Here is a 15,843-nt window from a genome sequence, read left to right on the forward strand (position 1 = left end):
AATAAATCAACATTGTCGACAATCGTCTAATAACCGCCGTTGTAAGCAACAAGGGCATGGCCGCCTGCCAGCGCTGGCGCCAAAAAAGCATCATGTTAGAATAGACGCCGCTTTTGCCTGACATCTCTTGATGAAACGGCGCACGAGGGAGCTTGCGCAGCAATGCCAGTCGCCTTGAATTGAACATCGCACTGCACCGCCTCAGGATTTATGAGACTCAAGCCCTTCCCCCGATTGTTTTGCCTACTGTTCATACCAGGACTTATGCCGGGGCTATGCGCTGCCGCCGAGAAGACCGTGTATGGCCTCAACGAATACGCCAAGCTGGCGGATATCGACCTGGAAGTGGCGGCCAAACTCGACACCGGCGCCAAGACCGCTTCGTTGAGCGCCCGCGATATCAAACGCTTCAAGCGCAACGGCGAATCCTGGGTGCGCTTCTACCTGGCCATCGACACTGCCCATTCCCACCCCATCGAACGCCCACTGGCCCGCGTCAGCAAGATCAAGCGCCGCGCCGGTGATTACGACCCCGATGAGGACAAGAACTACACCGCCCGTCCGGTGATTGCCCTGGATATCTGCATGGGCAGCGCTTTACGCAGCATCGAAGTGAACTTGACTGACCGCAGCGCTTTCCAATACCCGCTGCTGATCGGCTCCGAAGCGCTGAAACGCTTTGATGCGCTGGTCGACCCCAGTCTTAAATACGCAGCGGGCAAACCTGCCTGCGCCGCCGACGCTCATACCGCCGAGTAAACCGAATGCGCTCTCTGACCCTGCACCTGAAAATCCTCATCACCCTCCTGGTGGTGCTGGGTATTTCGGTCACCGCCTACCAGATCTTCGTGCTGGGCATTCCCGTCACCGAGGACGCCACCGACGACTTGTGGAACATCGACGCCAAGGTCGAGTTCGTCGCCAACCCGAAAGACCCGGTGAAGATCCAGATGTTCGTGCCGCCCCTGAGCCGCGACTTCGTCAGCCTCAATGAGAGTTTCATCTCGAATAACTACGGGGTCAGCGTCAACCGCATCGATGGCAACCGCAAGGTCACCTGGTCGGCGCGCCGGGCCAAGGGCAAGCAGACCCTGTATTACCGCCTGGTGCTGACCAAGCGTTACAGCGGTGAAAAGGTCAAGATCAAGGGCCCGACCTTCCGCGACAGCATCGCCGTGGAAGGCCCGGAAAAAATCGCCGCCGAAGCCCTGCTCGCGCCGATCCGCCAGCACTCGGCCGATGTGGAAACCTTTATTACCGAAGCCATCAAGCGCACCAACAACCTCAACGACGACAACGTCAAGCTGCTGCTGGCGGGCGACCCGTCGACACCGCACAAGGCCAAGATCGTCGAACTGCTGCTGTCCATCGCTCACGTGCCGGTGGAAAAGGTCCACACCATCCGCCTCGTCGCCGACCAGCCGCAAACCCCGGAACTGTGGCTGCGCAGCTTCAATGGCAATGACTGGCTGTACTTCAACCCAGAAACCGGCGAACCAGGCCTGCCCGCCGACCGCCTGCTGTGGTGGACCGGCGATGAAAACCTGATCACCGTCGATGGCGGCAAGAAAGCCATGGTCACCTTCAGCCTGAACAACAGCGAAATGAACGCGATCCGCCTGGCCAAGCTGACCGACGAAAACACCGACGCCAACTTCCTCGAATACTCGCTGTACGGCCTGCCGCTGCAAACCCAGCAGACCTTCATGATCATGGTGATGATCCCGATCGGCGTGCTGGTGATCCTGATCCTGCGCAACCTGATCGGCCTGCAGACCCTGGGCACATTTACCCCGGTGCTGATCGCCCTGGCGTTCCGCGAGACTCAGTTGGGCTTCGGGATTGTGCTGTTTACGATCATCACCGCGCTGGGCTTGTCGCTGCGCTCGTACCTGGAACACCTGAAGTTGCAGATGCTGCCGAGGCTGTCGGTGGTGCTGACCTTCGTGGTGGTGCTGATCGCGGCCATCAGCCTGTTCAGCCATAAACTGGGGCTGGAGCGCGGGCTGTCGGTGGCGCTGTTCCCGATGGTGATTCTGACCATGACCATCGAACGCCTGTCGATCACCTGGGAAGAACGCGGCGCCAGCCATGCGCTGAAAGTGGCGATCGGCACGCTGTTCGCGGCGTCCCTGGCGCACCTGATCATGAGCGTGCCGGAGCTGGTCTACTTTGTGTTCACCTTCCCGGCGATCCTGCTGATCCTGGTGGGCTTCATGCTGGCCATGGGGCGTTATCGCGGCTACCGCCTGACCGAGCTGGTGCGCTTCAAGGCCTTCCTCAAGGCTGACTCGTAATGTTCGGCTTCTGGAAGACCTGGAAGGCCCTGGAAGCGCGGGGCATCATGGGCATCAACCGGCGTAATGCGGACTACGTGCTCAAGTACAACAAGCGCAGCCTGTACCCGATCGTGGATGACAAGATCATCACCAAGGAACGCGCGCTGGCGGCCGGCATCCATGTGCCGGAAATGTACGGGGTGATTTCCACCGAGAAGGAAATCGACAAGCTCGACGAGATCATCGGTGGACGCAACGACTTCGTGATCAAGCCGGCCCAGGGCGCTGGCGGTGACGGCATCCTCGTCATCGCCGACCGCTTTGAGGGGCGTTATCGCACGGTGTCCGGCAAGATCATCAGCCATGAGGAAATCGAGCATCAGATTTCCAGCATCCTCACCGGCCTGTACTCCCTGGGCGGCCACCGCGACCGCGCGCTGATCGAGTACCGCGTGGTGCCCGACCAGATTTTCAAGAGCATCAGCTACGAAGGCGTGCCGGATATCCGCATCATCGTGCTGATGGGCTACCCGGTGATGGCCATGCTGCGCTTGCCGACCCGCCAGTCCGGCGGCAAGGCCAACCTGCACCAGGGCGCGATCGGCGTGGGCGTCGACCTGGCCACCGGCCTGACCCTGCGCGGCACCTGGCTGAACAACATCATCACCAAACACCCCGACACCACCAACGCGGTGGATGGCGTGCAACTGCCCAACTGGGACGGTTTCATGAAACTCGCCGCAGGTTGCTATGAGCTGTGCGGGCTGGGCTACATCGGCGTGGACATGGTGCTGGACCAGGAAAAAGGCCCACTGATCCTCGAACTGAATGCGCGGCCGGGGCTGAATATCCAGATCGCCAACGACTGCGGCCTGACCCTGCGCACCCACGCGGTCGAGGCACGACTGGAAACCCTGAAAGCTGCCGGCGTGACGGAAACGCCGGAAGAACGGGTGAAGTTCGTGCAGGCCATGTTCGGGCACATCCCCGCCGTCGAAGGTTGAGCCAGCCTTCGATCTGTCTATCCCCGACATCCCCCCTAGGACCAAATCCTACGGGGGTCTACAATCCCCTCCCCCACGCCATCAGCTGATCCACCCCGCATGTCGACCTGTTCCGTACACCCACTGCCCTACCGGGCCAACCCCGCCGAGTATTTTGCGGCGATTCGCCATGCCCCTGGCGCGGTGCTATTGGACAGCGGCCGCCCGACAGCCGAGCGGGGCCGTTATGACCTGCTCAGCGCCTGGCCCGAAGCGACGTTGGCGGTGCGGCCTGACGAGAGCGGCAGCGAGTTCCTGCAACGCCTGCGGGAAAACCTTACACAGTTGGGTGAGGCTGCATTGCCGGCCGGCTACGAGTTGCCGTTCGCCGGCGGCCTGATCGGTTACCTGAGCTACGATTTCGGCCGGCACCTGGAACAGTTGCCGCACCGCGCGGTGGACGATCTGCACCTGCCGGACGCACGTTTTGGGCTGTACGCCTGGGCCCTGGTCAGCGATCACCAGGCGCAAACCAGCCAGTTGGTGTTTCACCCGACACTGGCCGATGGCGAGCGGCAGCGACTGATCAAGCTGTTCAGCCAGCCAGCCGCCGAGATAGCCGCCAACTTCAAGCTCCACGGCCCCATGGCCCCCGACATCAGCGCCCAGACCTACGCGCAGGCCATCGCCCGCATCCACGACTATATCCGCGCGGGCGACTGCTACCAGGTCAACTTCACGCAGCGCTTTCGCGCAGCGTGCAGCGGCGATCCGTGGGCGGCCTACTGCGCCTTGCGCGAAGCCTGCCCGACGCCATTTTCCGGGTTCCAGAGCCTGCCGGATGACGGCGCGGTACTGAGCCTGTCGCCGGAACGTTTCGTCAGGATCAGCCAGCGCCAGGTCGAAACCCGCCCGATCAAAGGCACCCGCCCGCGCGGCCTGACGCCTGAAGAAGACGCCGCCAACGCCGCCGAACTGCTGGCCAGCCCCAAGGATCGTGCCGAGAACCTGATGATCGTCGATCTGTTGCGCAACGACCTCGGGCGCACCTGCCGCACCGGCTCGGTGAAAGTACCGGAGTTGTTCAGCCTGGAAAGCTACCCCAACGTGCATCACTTGGTCAGCAGCGTCACCGGCGAATTGGCCGACGACAAGGACGCCCTGGATCTGATCGCCGGCAGCTTCCCTGGCGGCTCCATCACCGGCGCACCGAAGATCCGCGCAATGCAGATCATCGACGAACTGGAGCCAACCCGCCGCGGGCTGTACTGCGGCTCGCTGGTGTACCTGGACGTGCGTGGCGAGATGGACAGCTCCATCGCCATCCGCAGCCTGCTGGTCAAAGACGGCCAGGTGTGCTGCTGGGGCGGCGGAGGGATCGTCGCCGACTCGCAATGGCAGGCGGAATATCAGGAGTCGCTGACCAAGGTGCGGGTGTTGTTACAAACCCTGGAAAGCCTGTAACGCAGCGCCCTTCCTGGCGTTGGGAGGCAACGCCCGGCCGCGGAAAAAACCTGAATCAGAACCGCTGTGGACGGCCTGTGAACCGGAGGATAGCGTCCGGTTTCGACCGTCCACCCGCCATCTGTGAAGGATCACATGAAGCGATTGCTTACTCGTCAGAAAATATTTCCAAGATTGCATCTGCACTTGCCTGAGCCTAATATCTCCCAAATTGGGAGGTCTGACTCATGCGGATAATCGCGTTCTCGACCTTACGTCTCTTCTGGGAGAGCCACCCAGCTTGTATCGACGCCAAAACACCGCTGGTCGAGTTGTATCGCCATATGGAGAAGGCTGCATACCCAACGCCGCAAGCGCTCAAGGCGGAGCTCGGAACCGCGAGCATCCTCAAAGGCAGCAGGGTTGTATTCAACGTGGGCGGCAACCGGTATCGAGTGATCATGGCGATCAATTATCAGCGTCAGCTTGGGTTCATACGTTTCGTGGGAACCCACGCACAGTACGATCAGATCAACGCGGAGACCGTGTGATGAACATCAAACCCATACATTCCCAAGAAGACCTCACCGCCGCGCTCGCACGCGTCGAACAGATATGGGAAGCGCCAATCGGCTCGCCTGAGGGCGATGAGCTGGAAATTCTTGCGGTCCTCATTGAAAAGTATGAGGCCGAACATTATCCGATGCCGCCGTCGGACCCGGTGGAAGCCATCCGCTTTCGCATGGAGCAACTCGGCATGACGGCGCGCGACCTGGAGGCCTTCATCGGCACCAGCGGCCGGGTGTCCGAAGTGCTCAACCGCAAGCGAAAGCTGAGCCTGTCGATGATCAAGCGCCTGCATGAAGGCTTGAGCATCCCGTATGAGCGGTTGCTGGCAGGGGCTTAAGAACTCAGGCGGCTGTAGGCCCGCGCCCACATTCGACCGCGTTTCCAGAGGATAAACGCGGTCGAATGTGGGAGCGGGCTTGCTCGCGATGGGGCCGCCAACTGCGCGGAACGACTTACAGGCTCAACGGCCGGTTCGAAGCCTTGATGAACTCGTTCTTCAGCTCTTCAAACGTATGCACCGCCGGGAACTGCGGGAACTCGCGGATCACATTCTCCGGCGCATGGAACAGAATCCCGCGGTCGGCCTCGCCCAGCATGCTGGTGTCGTTGTACGAATCACCGGCAGCGATCACGCGGTAGTACAGGCTCTTGAACGACAGCACCGACTGGCGCTTGGGGTCTTTCTGGCGCAGTTGGTAGCTGACCACGCGGTCGGTTTCGTCAGTGATCAGGCGGTGGCACAACAGGGTCGGGAACCCCAGCTGGCGCATCAGCGGCTGGGAGAATTCGTAGAAGGTGTCCGACAGAATCACCACCTGGAAGCGCTCGCGCAGCCAGTTGACGAACTCGATGGCACCGTCCAGCGGCTTGAGGGTAGCGATCACTTCCTGGATATCGGCGAGCTTGAGCCCGTGTTCGTCGAGGATGCGCAGGCGTTGCTTCATCAGCACGTCGTAGTCGGGAATGTCCCGGGTGGTCGCCCGCAGGGATTCAATACCGGTTTTTTCGGCGAAGGCGATCCAGATTTCCGGAACCAATACCCCTTCCAGGTCGAGACAGGCAATTTCCACGAGACACTCCTATTTGTATTGTTCAAGTCGAGCGAGCAAAAAGACTGCCGAACTCTAGCGATTCAAGGCGGCGGCCGCAACGCAGGGCGGATTTTGATACCATCACTCTCCTATAGAGCGCTCAGCGCCACTGACCTGTAGGAACCGTCCTGATGAACCAAGCCTTCGATGTCGTTGAACTCGCCACGACCTATGCCAACAAATCTGCCCAGGACATTCTCAAGCTGGCGTTCAGCCAGTTCGGCGATGACCTGTGGATTTCCTTCAGCGGTGCCGAGGATGTGGTGCTGGTGGACATGGCCTGGAAGCTGAACAAGAACGTCAAGGTGTTCAGCCTCGACACCGGCCGCCTGCACCCGGAGACCTACCGTTTCATCGAACAGGTGCGCGAGTTCTACAAGATCGACATCGAGCTGATCTCGCCGGACCAGAGCAAACTGGAACCCTTCGTCAAAGAGAAAGGCTTGTTCAGCTTCTACAAAGACGGCCATGGCGAATGCTGCGGCGTGCGCAAGATCGAGCCGCTGCGCCGCAAGCTCTCCGGCGTGCGCGCCTGGGCTACCGGCCAGCGCCGCGATCAGAGCCCCGGCACCCGCAGCCAAGTGGCGGCGCTGGAAATCGACACGGCCTTCTCCACCCCGGAACGCACCCTGTACAAGTTCAACCCACTGGCGCAGATGACCAGCGAAGAGATCTGGAGTTACATCCGCATGCTGGAGCTACCGTACAACAGCCTGCACGAGCGCGGTTTTATCAGCATCGGCTGCGAGCCCTGCACCCGCCCGGTGTTGCCAAACCAACACGAACGCGAAGGCCGCTGGTGGTGGGAAGAAGCCACGCAGAAGGAATGCGGGCTGCATGCCGGGAATCTCATCAGCAAGGCCTAAGCGCTGACGCAGTCAACCATGTGGGAGGGGGAGCAAGCCCCCTCCCACATTTGTTTTGTGCCGAGCGTAAAAATGTACACACAAATGTAACCATCGGTGCCATTTATGTGTGCAATCCATCGACCTTCGCACCAAAACGTAACATCTCCTCTCTGCCGCTGTTTATCCTCTAAACAGAGGTTCTGCCCCGTCAAAAATAAATACCTGTTCAAACGGTCAATTTATATCGCTTTGAATTCAGTCAGTTATTTATAGAACCTATAAAAACGAAATTAACCAAGATTTTCATAGATCGAAAACTGGCACGTATGTGGCTTAAGGTGAAGTACGCTTTGTATACAATAAATACAAAACATACATACACTTTCCCGCTGCGGCTTTGCTGCAGCAGTGCTGGAGCCTGCCGGAATGCGTACACGCCTCTCGAACACCCTCGCACTGGATCTGCCCTCCTCCGCCCTCAACCCCGAGGCCGCGAGCCCTGGCCCGCTGGTACTCAGCCCGCGCCTGCACAACCGGGACCTGGCGCCGACCAAGGTCGAAGGCCGACGCTGGGGGCGCTACAGCATCTTCGCGTTATGGACCAACGACGTACACAACATCGCCAATTACTCGTTCGCCATTGGCTTATATGCGCTGGGCCTGGGTGGCTGGCAGATTCTGTTATCCCTGGGGATCGGCGCGGCGCTGGTGTACTTCTTCATGAACTTGTCGGGTTATATGGGGCAGAAGACCGGGGTGCCGTTTCCGGTGATCAGCCGCATCAGCTTCGGCATTCACGGCGCCCAGATTCCGGCCTTGATCCGTGCGGTCATTGCGATTGCCTGGTTTGGTATCCAGACCTACCTGGCCTCGGTGGTGTTCCGAGTATTGCTGACGGCGATTCATCCGGGGTTTGCCGACTATGACCACAACTCGATCCTGGGCCTGTCGAGCCTGGGCTGGGCGTGCTTTGTGACGATCTGGTTCGTGCAACTGGTGATTCTGGCCTACGGCATGGAAACCGTGCGTCGCTACGAAGGCTTCGCCGGGCCGGTGATTTTGCTGACCGTCGCTTCGCTGGCCGGTTGGATGTACTTCCAGGCCGACGGCCACATCGCCTGGTCGATCCGCGAGCCGCTCACCGGTGGCGAGATGTGGCGCAATATCTTTGCCGGCGGCGCGCTGTGGCTGGCGATCTACGGTACGTTGATCCTCAACTTCTGCGACTTCGCGCGCTCTTCGCCGTGCCGCAAGACCATCCAGGTCGGCAACTTCTGGGGCCTGCCGGTGAACATCCTGGTGTTCGCCGCCATCACCGTGTTGCTCTGCGGCGGGCAGTTCCAGCTCAATGGCCGGGTGATCGAAAGCCCGACCGAGATCATCGCGGCGATCCCCAATACGTTCTTCCTGGTACTCGGCTGCCTGGCGTTCCTGATCGTCACCGTGGCGGTGAACATCATGGCCAACTTCGTCGCCCCGGCCTTTGTGCTGAGCAACCTGGCGCCCAAGTACCTGAACTTCCGCCGCGCCGGGTTGATCAGCGCAGCCGTGGCGGTGCTGATCCTGCCGTGGAACCTCTACAACAGCCCGCTGGTGATCGTGTATTTCCTTTCCGGCCTGGGCGCGCTGCTCGGGCCGTTGTACGGGGTGATCATGGTCGATTACTGGCTGATCCGTAAAAGCCAGGTCGATGTGCCGCAACTGTACAGCGAAGACCCGAATGGCGTTTATTACTACAGCCGTGGCGTGAACATGCGCGCGGTGGCGGCATTTATTCCTGCGGCGGTGATCGCCATCCTGCTGGCGCTGTTGCCGGGGTTTGCCAGTGTCTCGCCGTTTTCCTGGTTGTTTGGCGCCGGTATTGCAGGGCTGTTGTACCGGCTGATCGCCAAGCGCCAAGCGTTCTACGCTGATGTCAGCGGTGAAAGCATTGCAGTCGATAACGTCAGTCATTAAAAAGGACATTCCATGCGTATCCTCGTGGTCAACGTCAACACCACCGAATCCATCACCCAGACCATCGCCGAGCAAGCGCGGTCCGTGGCCTCGCCGGGCACCGAAATTGTCGGGCTCACGCCGTACTTCGGCGCCGAATCGGTGGAAGGCAATTTTGAGAGCTACCTGGCGGCCATCGCGGTGATGGACCGCGTGATGGCCTACGACCAGCCGTTCGATGCGGTGATCCAGGCCGGGTATGGCGAACATGGGCGCGAAGGCCTACAGGAATTGTTGAATGTGCCGGTAGTGGACATCACCGAAGCGGCAGCCACCACCGCGATGTTCCTCGGCCACGCCTACTCGGTGGTGACCACCCTGGACCGCACCGTACCGCTGATCGAGGACCGCCTGAAACTCGCCGGCCTGTATCAACGCTGCGCCTCGGTGCGGGCCAGCGGCATGGCGGTGCTGGAGCTGGAAGAACACCCGCTGGCGGCCATGGAGGCCATCGTGCGGCAGGCGGAACTGGCGATCCGCGAGGACAAGGCCGAGGTGATCTGCCTGGGATGCGGCGGCATGGCCGGGCTGGACGAACGCATTCGCCAGCGCACCGGGGTGCCGGTGGTGGACGGGGTAACGGCGGCGGTGACGATTGCCGAAGGGTTGGTGCGATTGGGGTTGTCGACGTCGAAGGTCAGGACCTACGCCACCCCGCGGCCGAAGACTGTCATCGGCTGGCCGCGCAGCCGATAGAACAGGTCGCGGCGATCAAATCGCGCTGAAGCGCTGCGCCAGTCCCGCGATTAAAAACTGCTCGAGGATGAAGTCGACAAACGCCCGGGTCTTGCCGGGCAGCAGTTTGTGTTCGGCGTAGTAGAGGGAGATGTTGCCGTCGTCGACGTACCAGTCGGGCAGCACCCGCACCACCGCGCCACTGTCGAGGAACGGCACTGCCATCGGCATGCTCACCAGCGCAATGCCCATCCCCTGGGCACTCGCGCAACAAGCGGCCTCCGAGTCGCTCAGGGTCATGCGTGGCTTGAGCGCCAACGGACGCTGTTCGCGCTCGCGGCTGGTCAGTTGCCAGGAGCGCACGCGGCCGGTTTGCGGGGAGCGGATCAGGATGCCCAGGCAGCGCGCCAAATCCTCGGGCGCCAGTACCGGCGGGCGTTGCGCCAGGTAATCCGCTGACGCCACCAACACCCGGTGCGCGGGCGTCAGCTTGCGTGCAACCACGCCCTGGGGCAGCTCAAAACCACCGCCGATGGCTGCATCGAAGCCCTGGCCGATCAGGTCGACCTGGCGGTTGTCAAAATGCCAATCCGGGCTGATATCCGGAAAACGCCGGACGAATTCCCCCAGCAACGGCATGACATAACGATTACCGAACACCGTGCCCATGCTGACCTTGAGCGTCCCCACCGGCCGCCCCTCGGCGCTGGCCAGGTTGGCCACGGCGTTCTGAATGGTGATGAGGCTGTCGCTGACTTCGGCGAGGAACCGCTTGCCGGCTTCGGTCAGGGTCAGGCGCCGGGTGCTGCGCTGGAACAGCCGCACCCCCAGGCGCGCTTCCAGCTTGGCGACACTTTTGCCCACCGCCGCCGGGGTCAGGCTCAAGCGCCGGGCCGCTTCGGCAAAGCTGCCGCCTTCGGCGCTGCGCACAAAGCATTCGATACTGCCGAAGCTCTCCATATCCGCCCACTCTAAACTTTTGGTTTACACAGACTATAGCAATCCGGGTCTACCGACAGCGGCGGGTGAGGTCGATACTCGGCTGCATCCACAAGGCATCCCGCCTTGAACAGTGAGGAGATCAACATGACTACCCAGAACCTCAGCGGCAAAGTCGCCTTGATTCAAGGCGGTTCACGCGGCATCGGCGCCGCCATCGTCAAGCGTCTTGCGGCGCAAGGTGCGGCCGTCGCCTTTACCTACGTCAGTTCCGCCGCCAAGGCCGCAGAACTGCAGAACAGCGTGATCAGCGCCGGCGGCAAAGCCCTGGCGATTCAGGCCGACAGCGCCGATGCCACGGCGATTCGCAACGCGGTCAACGCCACGGTCCAAGCCTTTGGGCGCCTGGATATCCTGGTGAACAACGCCGGCGTGCTGGCCATCGCGCCGCTGGAAGACTTCAAACTGGAGGACTTCGACCAGACCCTGGCAATCAACGTGCGCAGCGTATTCATCGCCACTCAGGAAGCGGCCAAGCACATGGGCGAAGGCGGCCGCGTGATCAACATCGGCAGCACCAACGCCGAACGCATGCCCTTTGGCGGCGGCGGGCCGTATGCGATGAGCAAGGCGGCGCTGGTCGGCCTGACCAAGGGCCTGGCGCGGGACCTGGGGCCACGTGGCATCACCATTAACAACGTGCAGCCAGGGCCGGTGGACACCGACATGAACCCGGCGAACAGTGAGTTCGCCGAGAGCCTGATCGGGTTGATGGCGGTGGGCCGTTATGGCCATGTCGAGGAGATCGCCAGCTTTGTGGCCTACTTGGCCGGGCCGGAAGCGGGTTACATCACTGGGGCCAGCCTGACCATCGACGGTGGCTTCAGCGCATAACCGCCTGTAAGCACCGGGTCAGGACATGGGCGGCAGGCCGTAGGCGGCGAGGTCGAAGTCCGCGAGTTTGCGGATGATCTGGTCGGCGTGGTGGTACTTGCTGTCGGCCATGGCTTCGTCGGGCACGGCGATGGCGGTCATCCGGGCCGCCTTTGCTGCGGTGACGCCGAACGGCGAGTCTTCAAACACCAGGCAATCTTGCGGCGCGATGCCCAGGCGCCGCGCGGCGGTGAGGAAGATGTCCGGCGCAGGTTTGGCGGCACCGACTTCCGGGTCGTCAGCCGTGACGATGGTGCCGAACAGGCCAAACCATTCGCGGTGCAGCGTGGTCTTGTGGCCAAAGGAGTTGCGCGACGAACTGGTGCCCACCGCAATCGGAATATTGTGCGCGTTCAGGTGCCGTACCAACGCTTCGGCGCCGGGCATGCCCAACGCCCTGGGGAAACGCTCGCTCATCAGCGGCTCACGGATTTCGAGGAACTCAGCCGCCGTGATCGGCAGGTCCAGCGCCTTGACCACGTAGTCGGCCAGGTCCTGGGCCCCGCGCCCGATGATGTGCTGTTTGATCCCCCAGTCATAGGTACGCCCGAAGCGTTCGGCGATGATCTGCGTCACTTCGGTGTAGATGCCTTCGGTATCCAGCAACAAGCCGTCCATATCGAAAATCACGGCCTTGATCGGACCGACTGCGCTACGCGGTGCATTCATCGTGACGAAACCCTGGAGGTAGGACTAAAAGGATTCAGCACAATAACGGCCACGCTTGTCGGCAGGCAACCTTTTAGGCTGTGCGCCTGATCAGGCCGGCGTGGGCAGGCAGCCCAGGCTGGTCAATGCGGCCTCCACCGCGTGCTCCAACGGCGTATGGGGTTCGTGGCCCAGGGCCGCAAGCAAGCGTTGGTTATCCATACGCAACGGGGTTTGCCACAGATAACGCATCTCCTGTATCTCGCGAAAGGTCACGACAAACGGCGCAGCCAACTTCAACAGCCACCAGGGAAATACGCCTACACGCGGTTGCAGGCCCGTCCTGCGTAACACTACGCGCTGGATCGCCTGGCTCATCTGCGTGCCATCACTGTCCACGTGCCCGGCCATATGAAAGCAGGCAAAGGCGTCGAGGGCGGCGCGGCGCTCAATCAACTCGAGCATGGTGCGCGCCACATCCGGCAGGTAGGCCCATTGGTGGGCGACGCCTGGCGCACCTGGGGCGCTGACCGCGCGCACCGGTTTACCGGGTTTGACCAGGCCTTGGGAGAACCAACTGTTGGCCGCTCCGGCGCCGAAAAAATCCCCGGCACGCACGATCACTACACGAGCGCCCTCGCGGGAAGACTGAAGCAAGCGCTGCTCCAGTTGCACACGTATCGCGCCCTTGCGGGTCAGCGGGTGCTGGGGTGAGTCTTCGGAAAGCACCGGGAACGCATCCGGCCCGAAGTTGTAGACCGTGCCGGGCAACACGATGGTCGCGCGCTCGGCGATGGCGGCAGCAATGGTGTTGTCGATCATCGGCAGCACCTGCTCGGCCCAATTGCGATAGCCCGGCGGGTTCACCCCATGGATGATCACCGCGCAGCCACGGGCGGCAGCGATGACGTCCTGGCGATTGAGCGCATCGCCTTTGAGCCAGGTATAGGCGGCATTCTGGCTACGGGCCTTGGCGACATCCCGGGTCAACGCACACACCTGCCAGCCCGCCACGCTCAACTGTCGCGCCACTTCGCCGCCGATACCGCCGGTTGCACCCAATACCAGTACCTTGCTCATCACCCGCTCCCACGTTGGTTGGAGTGGCCATTCTGTTCGTAGCCTGGCTATAGAGGAATTGCCGAAGACCATCCAGACGCTATACATTTACGCATGGCATTGAACATTGGTTGGGAGCTTTACCGATCGTTTCTTGGCGTACTCAAGGAAGGATCGCTGTCGGGGGCCGCACGGCAGCTCGGCATCACACAGCCCACCGTCGGTCGGCACATTGCCGCGCTGGAAACGGCCCTGGGCGTGGTGCTGTTCACTCGCTCCCCCACCGGCCTGCTGCCGACGGCAGTGGCTCACACCATGAGGGCCCACGCCGAGACCATGGAGCGCACGGCCGCCGCCCTGGAACGCAGCGCCTCCTCCCAGGGCGACGAAGTGCGCGGCGTGGTGCGTGTCTCCGCCAGTGAAGTGGTCGGCGTGGAAGTACTGCCGCCGATCATCACGCGGTTGCGCCAACAGCATCCTCAGCTCAAGGTCGAACTGGTCCTGACCAACCGCCTGAGCGACCTGTTGCAATTGGAAGCCGACATCGCCGTGCGGATGGTCCGCCCCAGCCAGGAGCAATTGCTGGCACAGCGCATCGGCCTGATCGAAGTCGGCCTGCATGCCCGCGACGATTACCTGCACCAGCACGGTACGCCGCAAGAGTTGAAAGACCTGACCGACCACGCGGTGATCGGCTACGACCGGGAAAACGCGTTTATCCGCAGCCTGGCCGTCAAAGGCTTCGAGCGCGGCACCTTCGCCCTCAGCAGCGACAGCGACTTGGCGCAACTGGCGCTGATCCGTGCCGGCGCCGGCATCGGCGGATGCCAGGTCAAGCTGGCCCAACAAGACACGCGCCTGCGCCGGGTACTGCCGGAGGCATTCGCGCTCAAACTCGACACCTGGGTCACCATGCACGAAGACCTGCGCAACAGCCCGCGCTGCCGGGCGACGTTTGATGCGCTGGTGGCGGGTTTGCAACGTTACGTACAGGATTGAGACAGCTTCGCTGAGGAACAATGAAAATCCCTCAATCCCTTCACAGCCGCCGCCATGACCGAAGCCTTCGAAGTCCCCAGCCCCCACGAAAAACACATCGAACACACCACCGAACATGCCCACGCGCGCGGTGACAATTTCGCCAGCCGCATTGCCGTGATGACCGCGCTGATGGCCACCCTTGGCGCCATGCTCAGCTACCAGGCCGGCTCCACCGAAAGCGAAGCGGCGATGGACAAGAACAACGCTGCCATTTTCAAGACCGAAGCCGCCAACCAGTGGAACTACTACCAGGCCAAATCCAGCCGGCAAAACCTGGCGGAACTGGCTACCCATATTCCCGGTGTGGACGCCGCGCATTACAAGGATGAGAGCGAGCGCTACAAGGGCCAGAAGGAAGACGTGCGCAAACAGGCCGAAAAGCTGGAGGCAACCTCACGGGAATGGGATCAGAAATCCGAAGAAGCCTTGCACCAGCATCACCGCTGGGCCCAGGCGATGACGGCGATTCAGATCGCGATTTCGTTGGCGGCGATCACGTTGTTGACGCGCAAGGAATGGTTGAAGCGCCTGTCGTATACCGCGGGCGGTGTGGCCTTGGTGCTGGGCGGCCTGGCGGGGCTGCATTTCTGATAATTTCGCTTGGGCGCCCAATACCCGTCGCTATATAGTAAACCGCATAACGCTAACCACCGCACAAGGAGATACCGGTGTCCGTACTACCCAAAGAAGCCGTGGGCGCAGCCTACAGTATCGAATCCATGCGTTACGCCCAGGCCATGACCTGGCAGGCCATCGAACAACTGGCCCAACGCATCCGCCCCGGCATGCTCGAATCCGAAGCGCGCGAGCTGGGCAAACACGTCCTCGCCGACCTCGACATGCAGCGCATCTGGCACCCGCTGCTGGTGCGCTTCGGCGCCAATACCCTCAAGGCCTTCAAGCAACACTCCGACGGCGACCCGGTACTGGGTGAAAACGATATTTTCTTCATCGACATGGGCGCGGTCTGGCAAGGTCACGAAGGCGACGCCGGCGCCACGTTCACCACCGGCACCGACCCGGACATGATCGCCTGCGCCAACGCGGCCAAAGCGCTGTTCGACCGCGTGCAAGCTCGCTGGAAAAACGACCAGGTCATCGGCCTCGAACTCTACCGCTACGCCGAGGCACAAGCCCAGGCCATGGGCTGGCAGTTGAACCTCGACATCAAGGGCCACCGCGTCAGCGACTTTCCCCACGCGATCCATCGTGGCGGCAACCTCGGCGACTTCGAGCACTACCCGAATGCAGGGTTGTGGATTCTGGAGATCCAGATCGCTCACCCGAGCAAGCCGTATGGCGCATTCTATGAAGACCTCCTCGCTTAATCGTTCAAAGG

The 15,843-nt window shown here is 61.6% G+C and carries 17 protein-coding genes; 13 read left to right on the plus strand and 4 right to left on the minus strand.

The genetic code is table 11. The features are described from left to right. The first annotated feature begins 210 nt into the window (after positions 1-210). From C8K66_RS10305 to C8K66_RS10330, 6 genes are all read left to right on the plus strand, one after another. Positions 211-759 (plus strand): ATP-dependent zinc protease, encoded by a 549-nt coding sequence (locus C8K66_RS10305; protein WP_026140213.1) that lies wholly within the window; start codon positions 211-213, stop codon positions 757-759. Between the two features lie 5 nt (positions 760-764). Further along, positions 765-2,297: an inactive transglutaminase family protein gene (locus tag C8K66_RS10310; protein ID WP_046382414.1), complete on the plus strand. Its 1,533-nt coding sequence runs from the start codon at positions 765-767 to the stop codon at positions 2,295-2,297. Continuing rightward, positions 2,297-3,283: an alpha-L-glutamate ligase-like protein gene (locus C8K66_RS10315; RefSeq protein ID WP_079444515.1), complete on the plus strand. Its 987-nt coding sequence runs from the start codon at positions 2,297-2,299 to the stop codon at positions 3,281-3,283. The genes C8K66_RS10310 and C8K66_RS10315 overlap by 1 nt, the downstream gene beginning before the upstream one ends. 99 nt (positions 3,284-3,382) lie before the next feature. After that, a complete protein-coding gene (gene pabB / locus C8K66_RS10320) occupies positions 3,383-4,726 on the plus strand; it encodes an aminodeoxychorismate synthase component I (protein ID WP_102618457.1) in 1,344 nt (447 codons plus the stop codon). A 227-nt stretch (positions 4,727-4,953) separates the two neighbouring features. After that, positions 4,954-5,256 carry a type II toxin-antitoxin system HigB family toxin gene (locus C8K66_RS10325; RefSeq protein WP_046382411.1) on the plus strand — a complete coding sequence of 101 codons (303 nt, stop codon included), beginning with the start codon at positions 4,954-4,956 and terminating at the stop codon, positions 5,254-5,256. Beyond that, positions 5,256-5,612 (plus strand): type II toxin-antitoxin system HigA family antitoxin, encoded by a 357-nt coding sequence (locus tag C8K66_RS10330; RefSeq protein WP_017848481.1) that lies wholly within the window; start codon positions 5,256-5,258, stop codon positions 5,610-5,612. Before C8K66_RS10325 ends, C8K66_RS10330 begins: the two co-directional genes overlap by 1 nt. A 115-nt stretch (positions 5,613-5,727) precedes the next feature. On the opposite strand, the gene thrH is transcribed toward C8K66_RS10330, so the two are convergent. Then, positions 5,728-6,345: a bifunctional phosphoserine phosphatase/homoserine phosphotransferase ThrH gene (gene thrH, locus C8K66_RS10335; RefSeq protein WP_017848482.1), complete on the minus strand. Its 618-nt coding sequence runs from the start codon at positions 6,343-6,345 to the stop codon at positions 5,728-5,730. A gap of 152 nt (positions 6,346-6,497) precedes the next feature. Between thrH and C8K66_RS10340 the strand changes: the two genes are divergently transcribed. The 3 genes from C8K66_RS10340 to C8K66_RS10350 all read left to right on the plus strand — a co-directional run bounded on the left by C8K66_RS10340 (position 6,498) and on the right by C8K66_RS10350 (position 9,905). Next, on the plus strand, positions 6,498-7,232 hold the full coding sequence (locus tag C8K66_RS10340) for a phosphoadenylyl-sulfate reductase (protein ID WP_017848483.1): 735 nt from the start codon (positions 6,498-6,500) through the stop codon (positions 7,230-7,232). Between the two features lie 408 nt (positions 7,233-7,640). Then, complete coding sequence (locus tag C8K66_RS10345; RefSeq protein ID WP_057003799.1) at positions 7,641-9,170, plus strand: NCS1 family nucleobase:cation symporter-1; 1,530 nt, start codon at positions 7,641-7,643, stop codon at positions 9,168-9,170. A gap of 12 nt (positions 9,171-9,182) precedes the next feature. Then, positions 9,183-9,905, plus strand: coding sequence for an aspartate/glutamate racemase family protein (locus C8K66_RS10350; protein WP_017848485.1), 723 nt, complete (start codon positions 9,183-9,185; stop codon positions 9,903-9,905). Positions 9,906-9,920: 15 nt separating this feature from the next. On the opposite strand, the gene C8K66_RS10355 is transcribed toward C8K66_RS10350, so the two are convergent. After that, positions 9,921-10,844, minus strand: a complete 924-nt coding sequence (locus C8K66_RS10355; RefSeq protein ID WP_017848486.1) for a LysR family transcriptional regulator — start codon at positions 10,842-10,844, stop codon at positions 9,921-9,923. A gap of 126 nt (positions 10,845-10,970) precedes the next feature. On the opposite strand from C8K66_RS10355, the gene C8K66_RS10360 reads away from it, so the two are divergent. Next, positions 10,971-11,717 carry a 3-oxoacyl-ACP reductase family protein gene (locus tag C8K66_RS10360; RefSeq protein ID WP_017848487.1) on the plus strand — a complete coding sequence of 249 codons (747 nt, stop codon included), beginning with the start codon at positions 10,971-10,973 and terminating at the stop codon, positions 11,715-11,717. A gap of 18 nt (positions 11,718-11,735) precedes the next feature. Here C8K66_RS10360 and C8K66_RS10365 read toward each other — a convergent pair whose 3' ends face one another. Both C8K66_RS10365 and C8K66_RS10370 read right to left on the minus strand, forming a co-directional pair. Continuing rightward, positions 11,736-12,425, minus strand: a complete 690-nt coding sequence (locus C8K66_RS10365; protein ID WP_017848488.1) for an HAD-IA family hydrolase — start codon at positions 12,423-12,425, stop codon at positions 11,736-11,738. Positions 12,426-12,515: 90 nt separating this feature from the next. After that, the gene (locus C8K66_RS10370) at positions 12,516-13,484 is read right to left on the minus strand and encodes an NAD-dependent epimerase/dehydratase family protein (protein WP_108524775.1); all 969 of its coding nucleotides are present in this window, start codon (positions 13,482-13,484) and stop codon (positions 12,516-12,518) included. Between the two features lie 93 nt (positions 13,485-13,577). Between C8K66_RS10370 and C8K66_RS10375 the strand changes: the two genes are divergently transcribed. From C8K66_RS10375 to C8K66_RS10385, 3 genes are all read left to right on the plus strand, one after another. After that, on the plus strand, positions 13,578-14,462 hold the full coding sequence (locus C8K66_RS10375; RefSeq protein WP_046382404.1) for a LysR family transcriptional regulator: 885 nt from the start codon (positions 13,578-13,580) through the stop codon (positions 14,460-14,462). Between the two features lie 54 nt (positions 14,463-14,516). Next, positions 14,517-15,095 (plus strand): DUF4337 domain-containing protein, encoded by a 579-nt coding sequence (locus C8K66_RS10380; RefSeq protein WP_017848491.1) that lies wholly within the window; start codon positions 14,517-14,519, stop codon positions 15,093-15,095. A 77-nt stretch (positions 15,096-15,172) separates the two neighbouring features. Then, positions 15,173-15,832, plus strand: coding sequence for a M24 family metallopeptidase (locus C8K66_RS10385; RefSeq protein WP_046382403.1), 660 nt, complete (start codon positions 15,173-15,175; stop codon positions 15,830-15,832). The last annotated feature ends 11 nt before the right edge of the window (positions 15,833-15,843 follow it).

Origin of the sequence: Pseudomonas sp. GV105, assembly GCF_003058185.1 — a bacterium.
GTDB classification, from domain to species: Bacteria; Pseudomonadota; Gammaproteobacteria; order Pseudomonadales; family Pseudomonadaceae; genus Aquipseudomonas; species Aquipseudomonas veronii.

Excerpts from the sequence above, each read along its gene's own strand:
- C8K66_RS10330 (WP_017848481.1), top strand. The coding sequence starts at position 5,256 with ATGAACATCAAACCCATACATTCCCAAGAAGACCTCACCGCCGCGCTC.
- C8K66_RS10375 (WP_046382404.1), top strand. The coding sequence starts at position 13,578 with ATGGCATTGAACATTGGTTGGGAGCTTTACCGATCGTTTCTTGGCGTA.
- C8K66_RS10380 (WP_017848491.1), top strand. The coding sequence starts at position 14,517 with ATGACCGAAGCCTTCGAAGTCCCCAGCCCCCACGAAAAACACATCGAA.
- C8K66_RS10325 (WP_046382411.1), top strand. The coding sequence starts at position 4,954 with ATGCGGATAATCGCGTTCTCGACCTTACGTCTCTTCTGGGAGAGCCAC.
- C8K66_RS10310 (WP_046382414.1), top strand. The coding sequence starts at position 765 with ATGCGCTCTCTGACCCTGCACCTGAAAATCCTCATCACCCTCCTGGTG.
- C8K66_RS10370 (WP_108524775.1), bottom strand. The coding sequence starts at position 13,484 with ATGAGCAAGGTACTGGTATTGGGTGCAACCGGCGGTATCGGCGGCGAA.
- C8K66_RS10365 (WP_017848488.1), bottom strand. The coding sequence starts at position 12,425 with ATGAATGCACCGCGTAGCGCAGTCGGTCCGATCAAGGCCGTGATTTTC.
- C8K66_RS10345 (WP_057003799.1), top strand. The coding sequence starts at position 7,641 with ATGCGTACACGCCTCTCGAACACCCTCGCACTGGATCTGCCCTCCTCC.
- C8K66_RS10315 (WP_079444515.1), top strand. The coding sequence starts at position 2,297 with ATGTTCGGCTTCTGGAAGACCTGGAAGGCCCTGGAAGCGCGGGGCATC.
- C8K66_RS10355 (WP_017848486.1), bottom strand. The coding sequence starts at position 10,844 with ATGGAGAGCTTCGGCAGTATCGAATGCTTTGTGCGCAGCGCCGAAGGC.
- C8K66_RS10340 (WP_017848483.1), top strand. The coding sequence starts at position 6,498 with ATGAACCAAGCCTTCGATGTCGTTGAACTCGCCACGACCTATGCCAAC.
- C8K66_RS10305 (WP_026140213.1), top strand. The coding sequence starts at position 211 with ATGAGACTCAAGCCCTTCCCCCGATTGTTTTGCCTACTGTTCATACCA.
- pabB (WP_102618457.1), top strand. The coding sequence starts at position 3,383 with ATGTCGACCTGTTCCGTACACCCACTGCCCTACCGGGCCAACCCCGCC.
- C8K66_RS10360 (WP_017848487.1), top strand. The coding sequence starts at position 10,971 with ATGACTACCCAGAACCTCAGCGGCAAAGTCGCCTTGATTCAAGGCGGT.
- C8K66_RS10350 (WP_017848485.1), top strand. The coding sequence starts at position 9,183 with ATGCGTATCCTCGTGGTCAACGTCAACACCACCGAATCCATCACCCAG.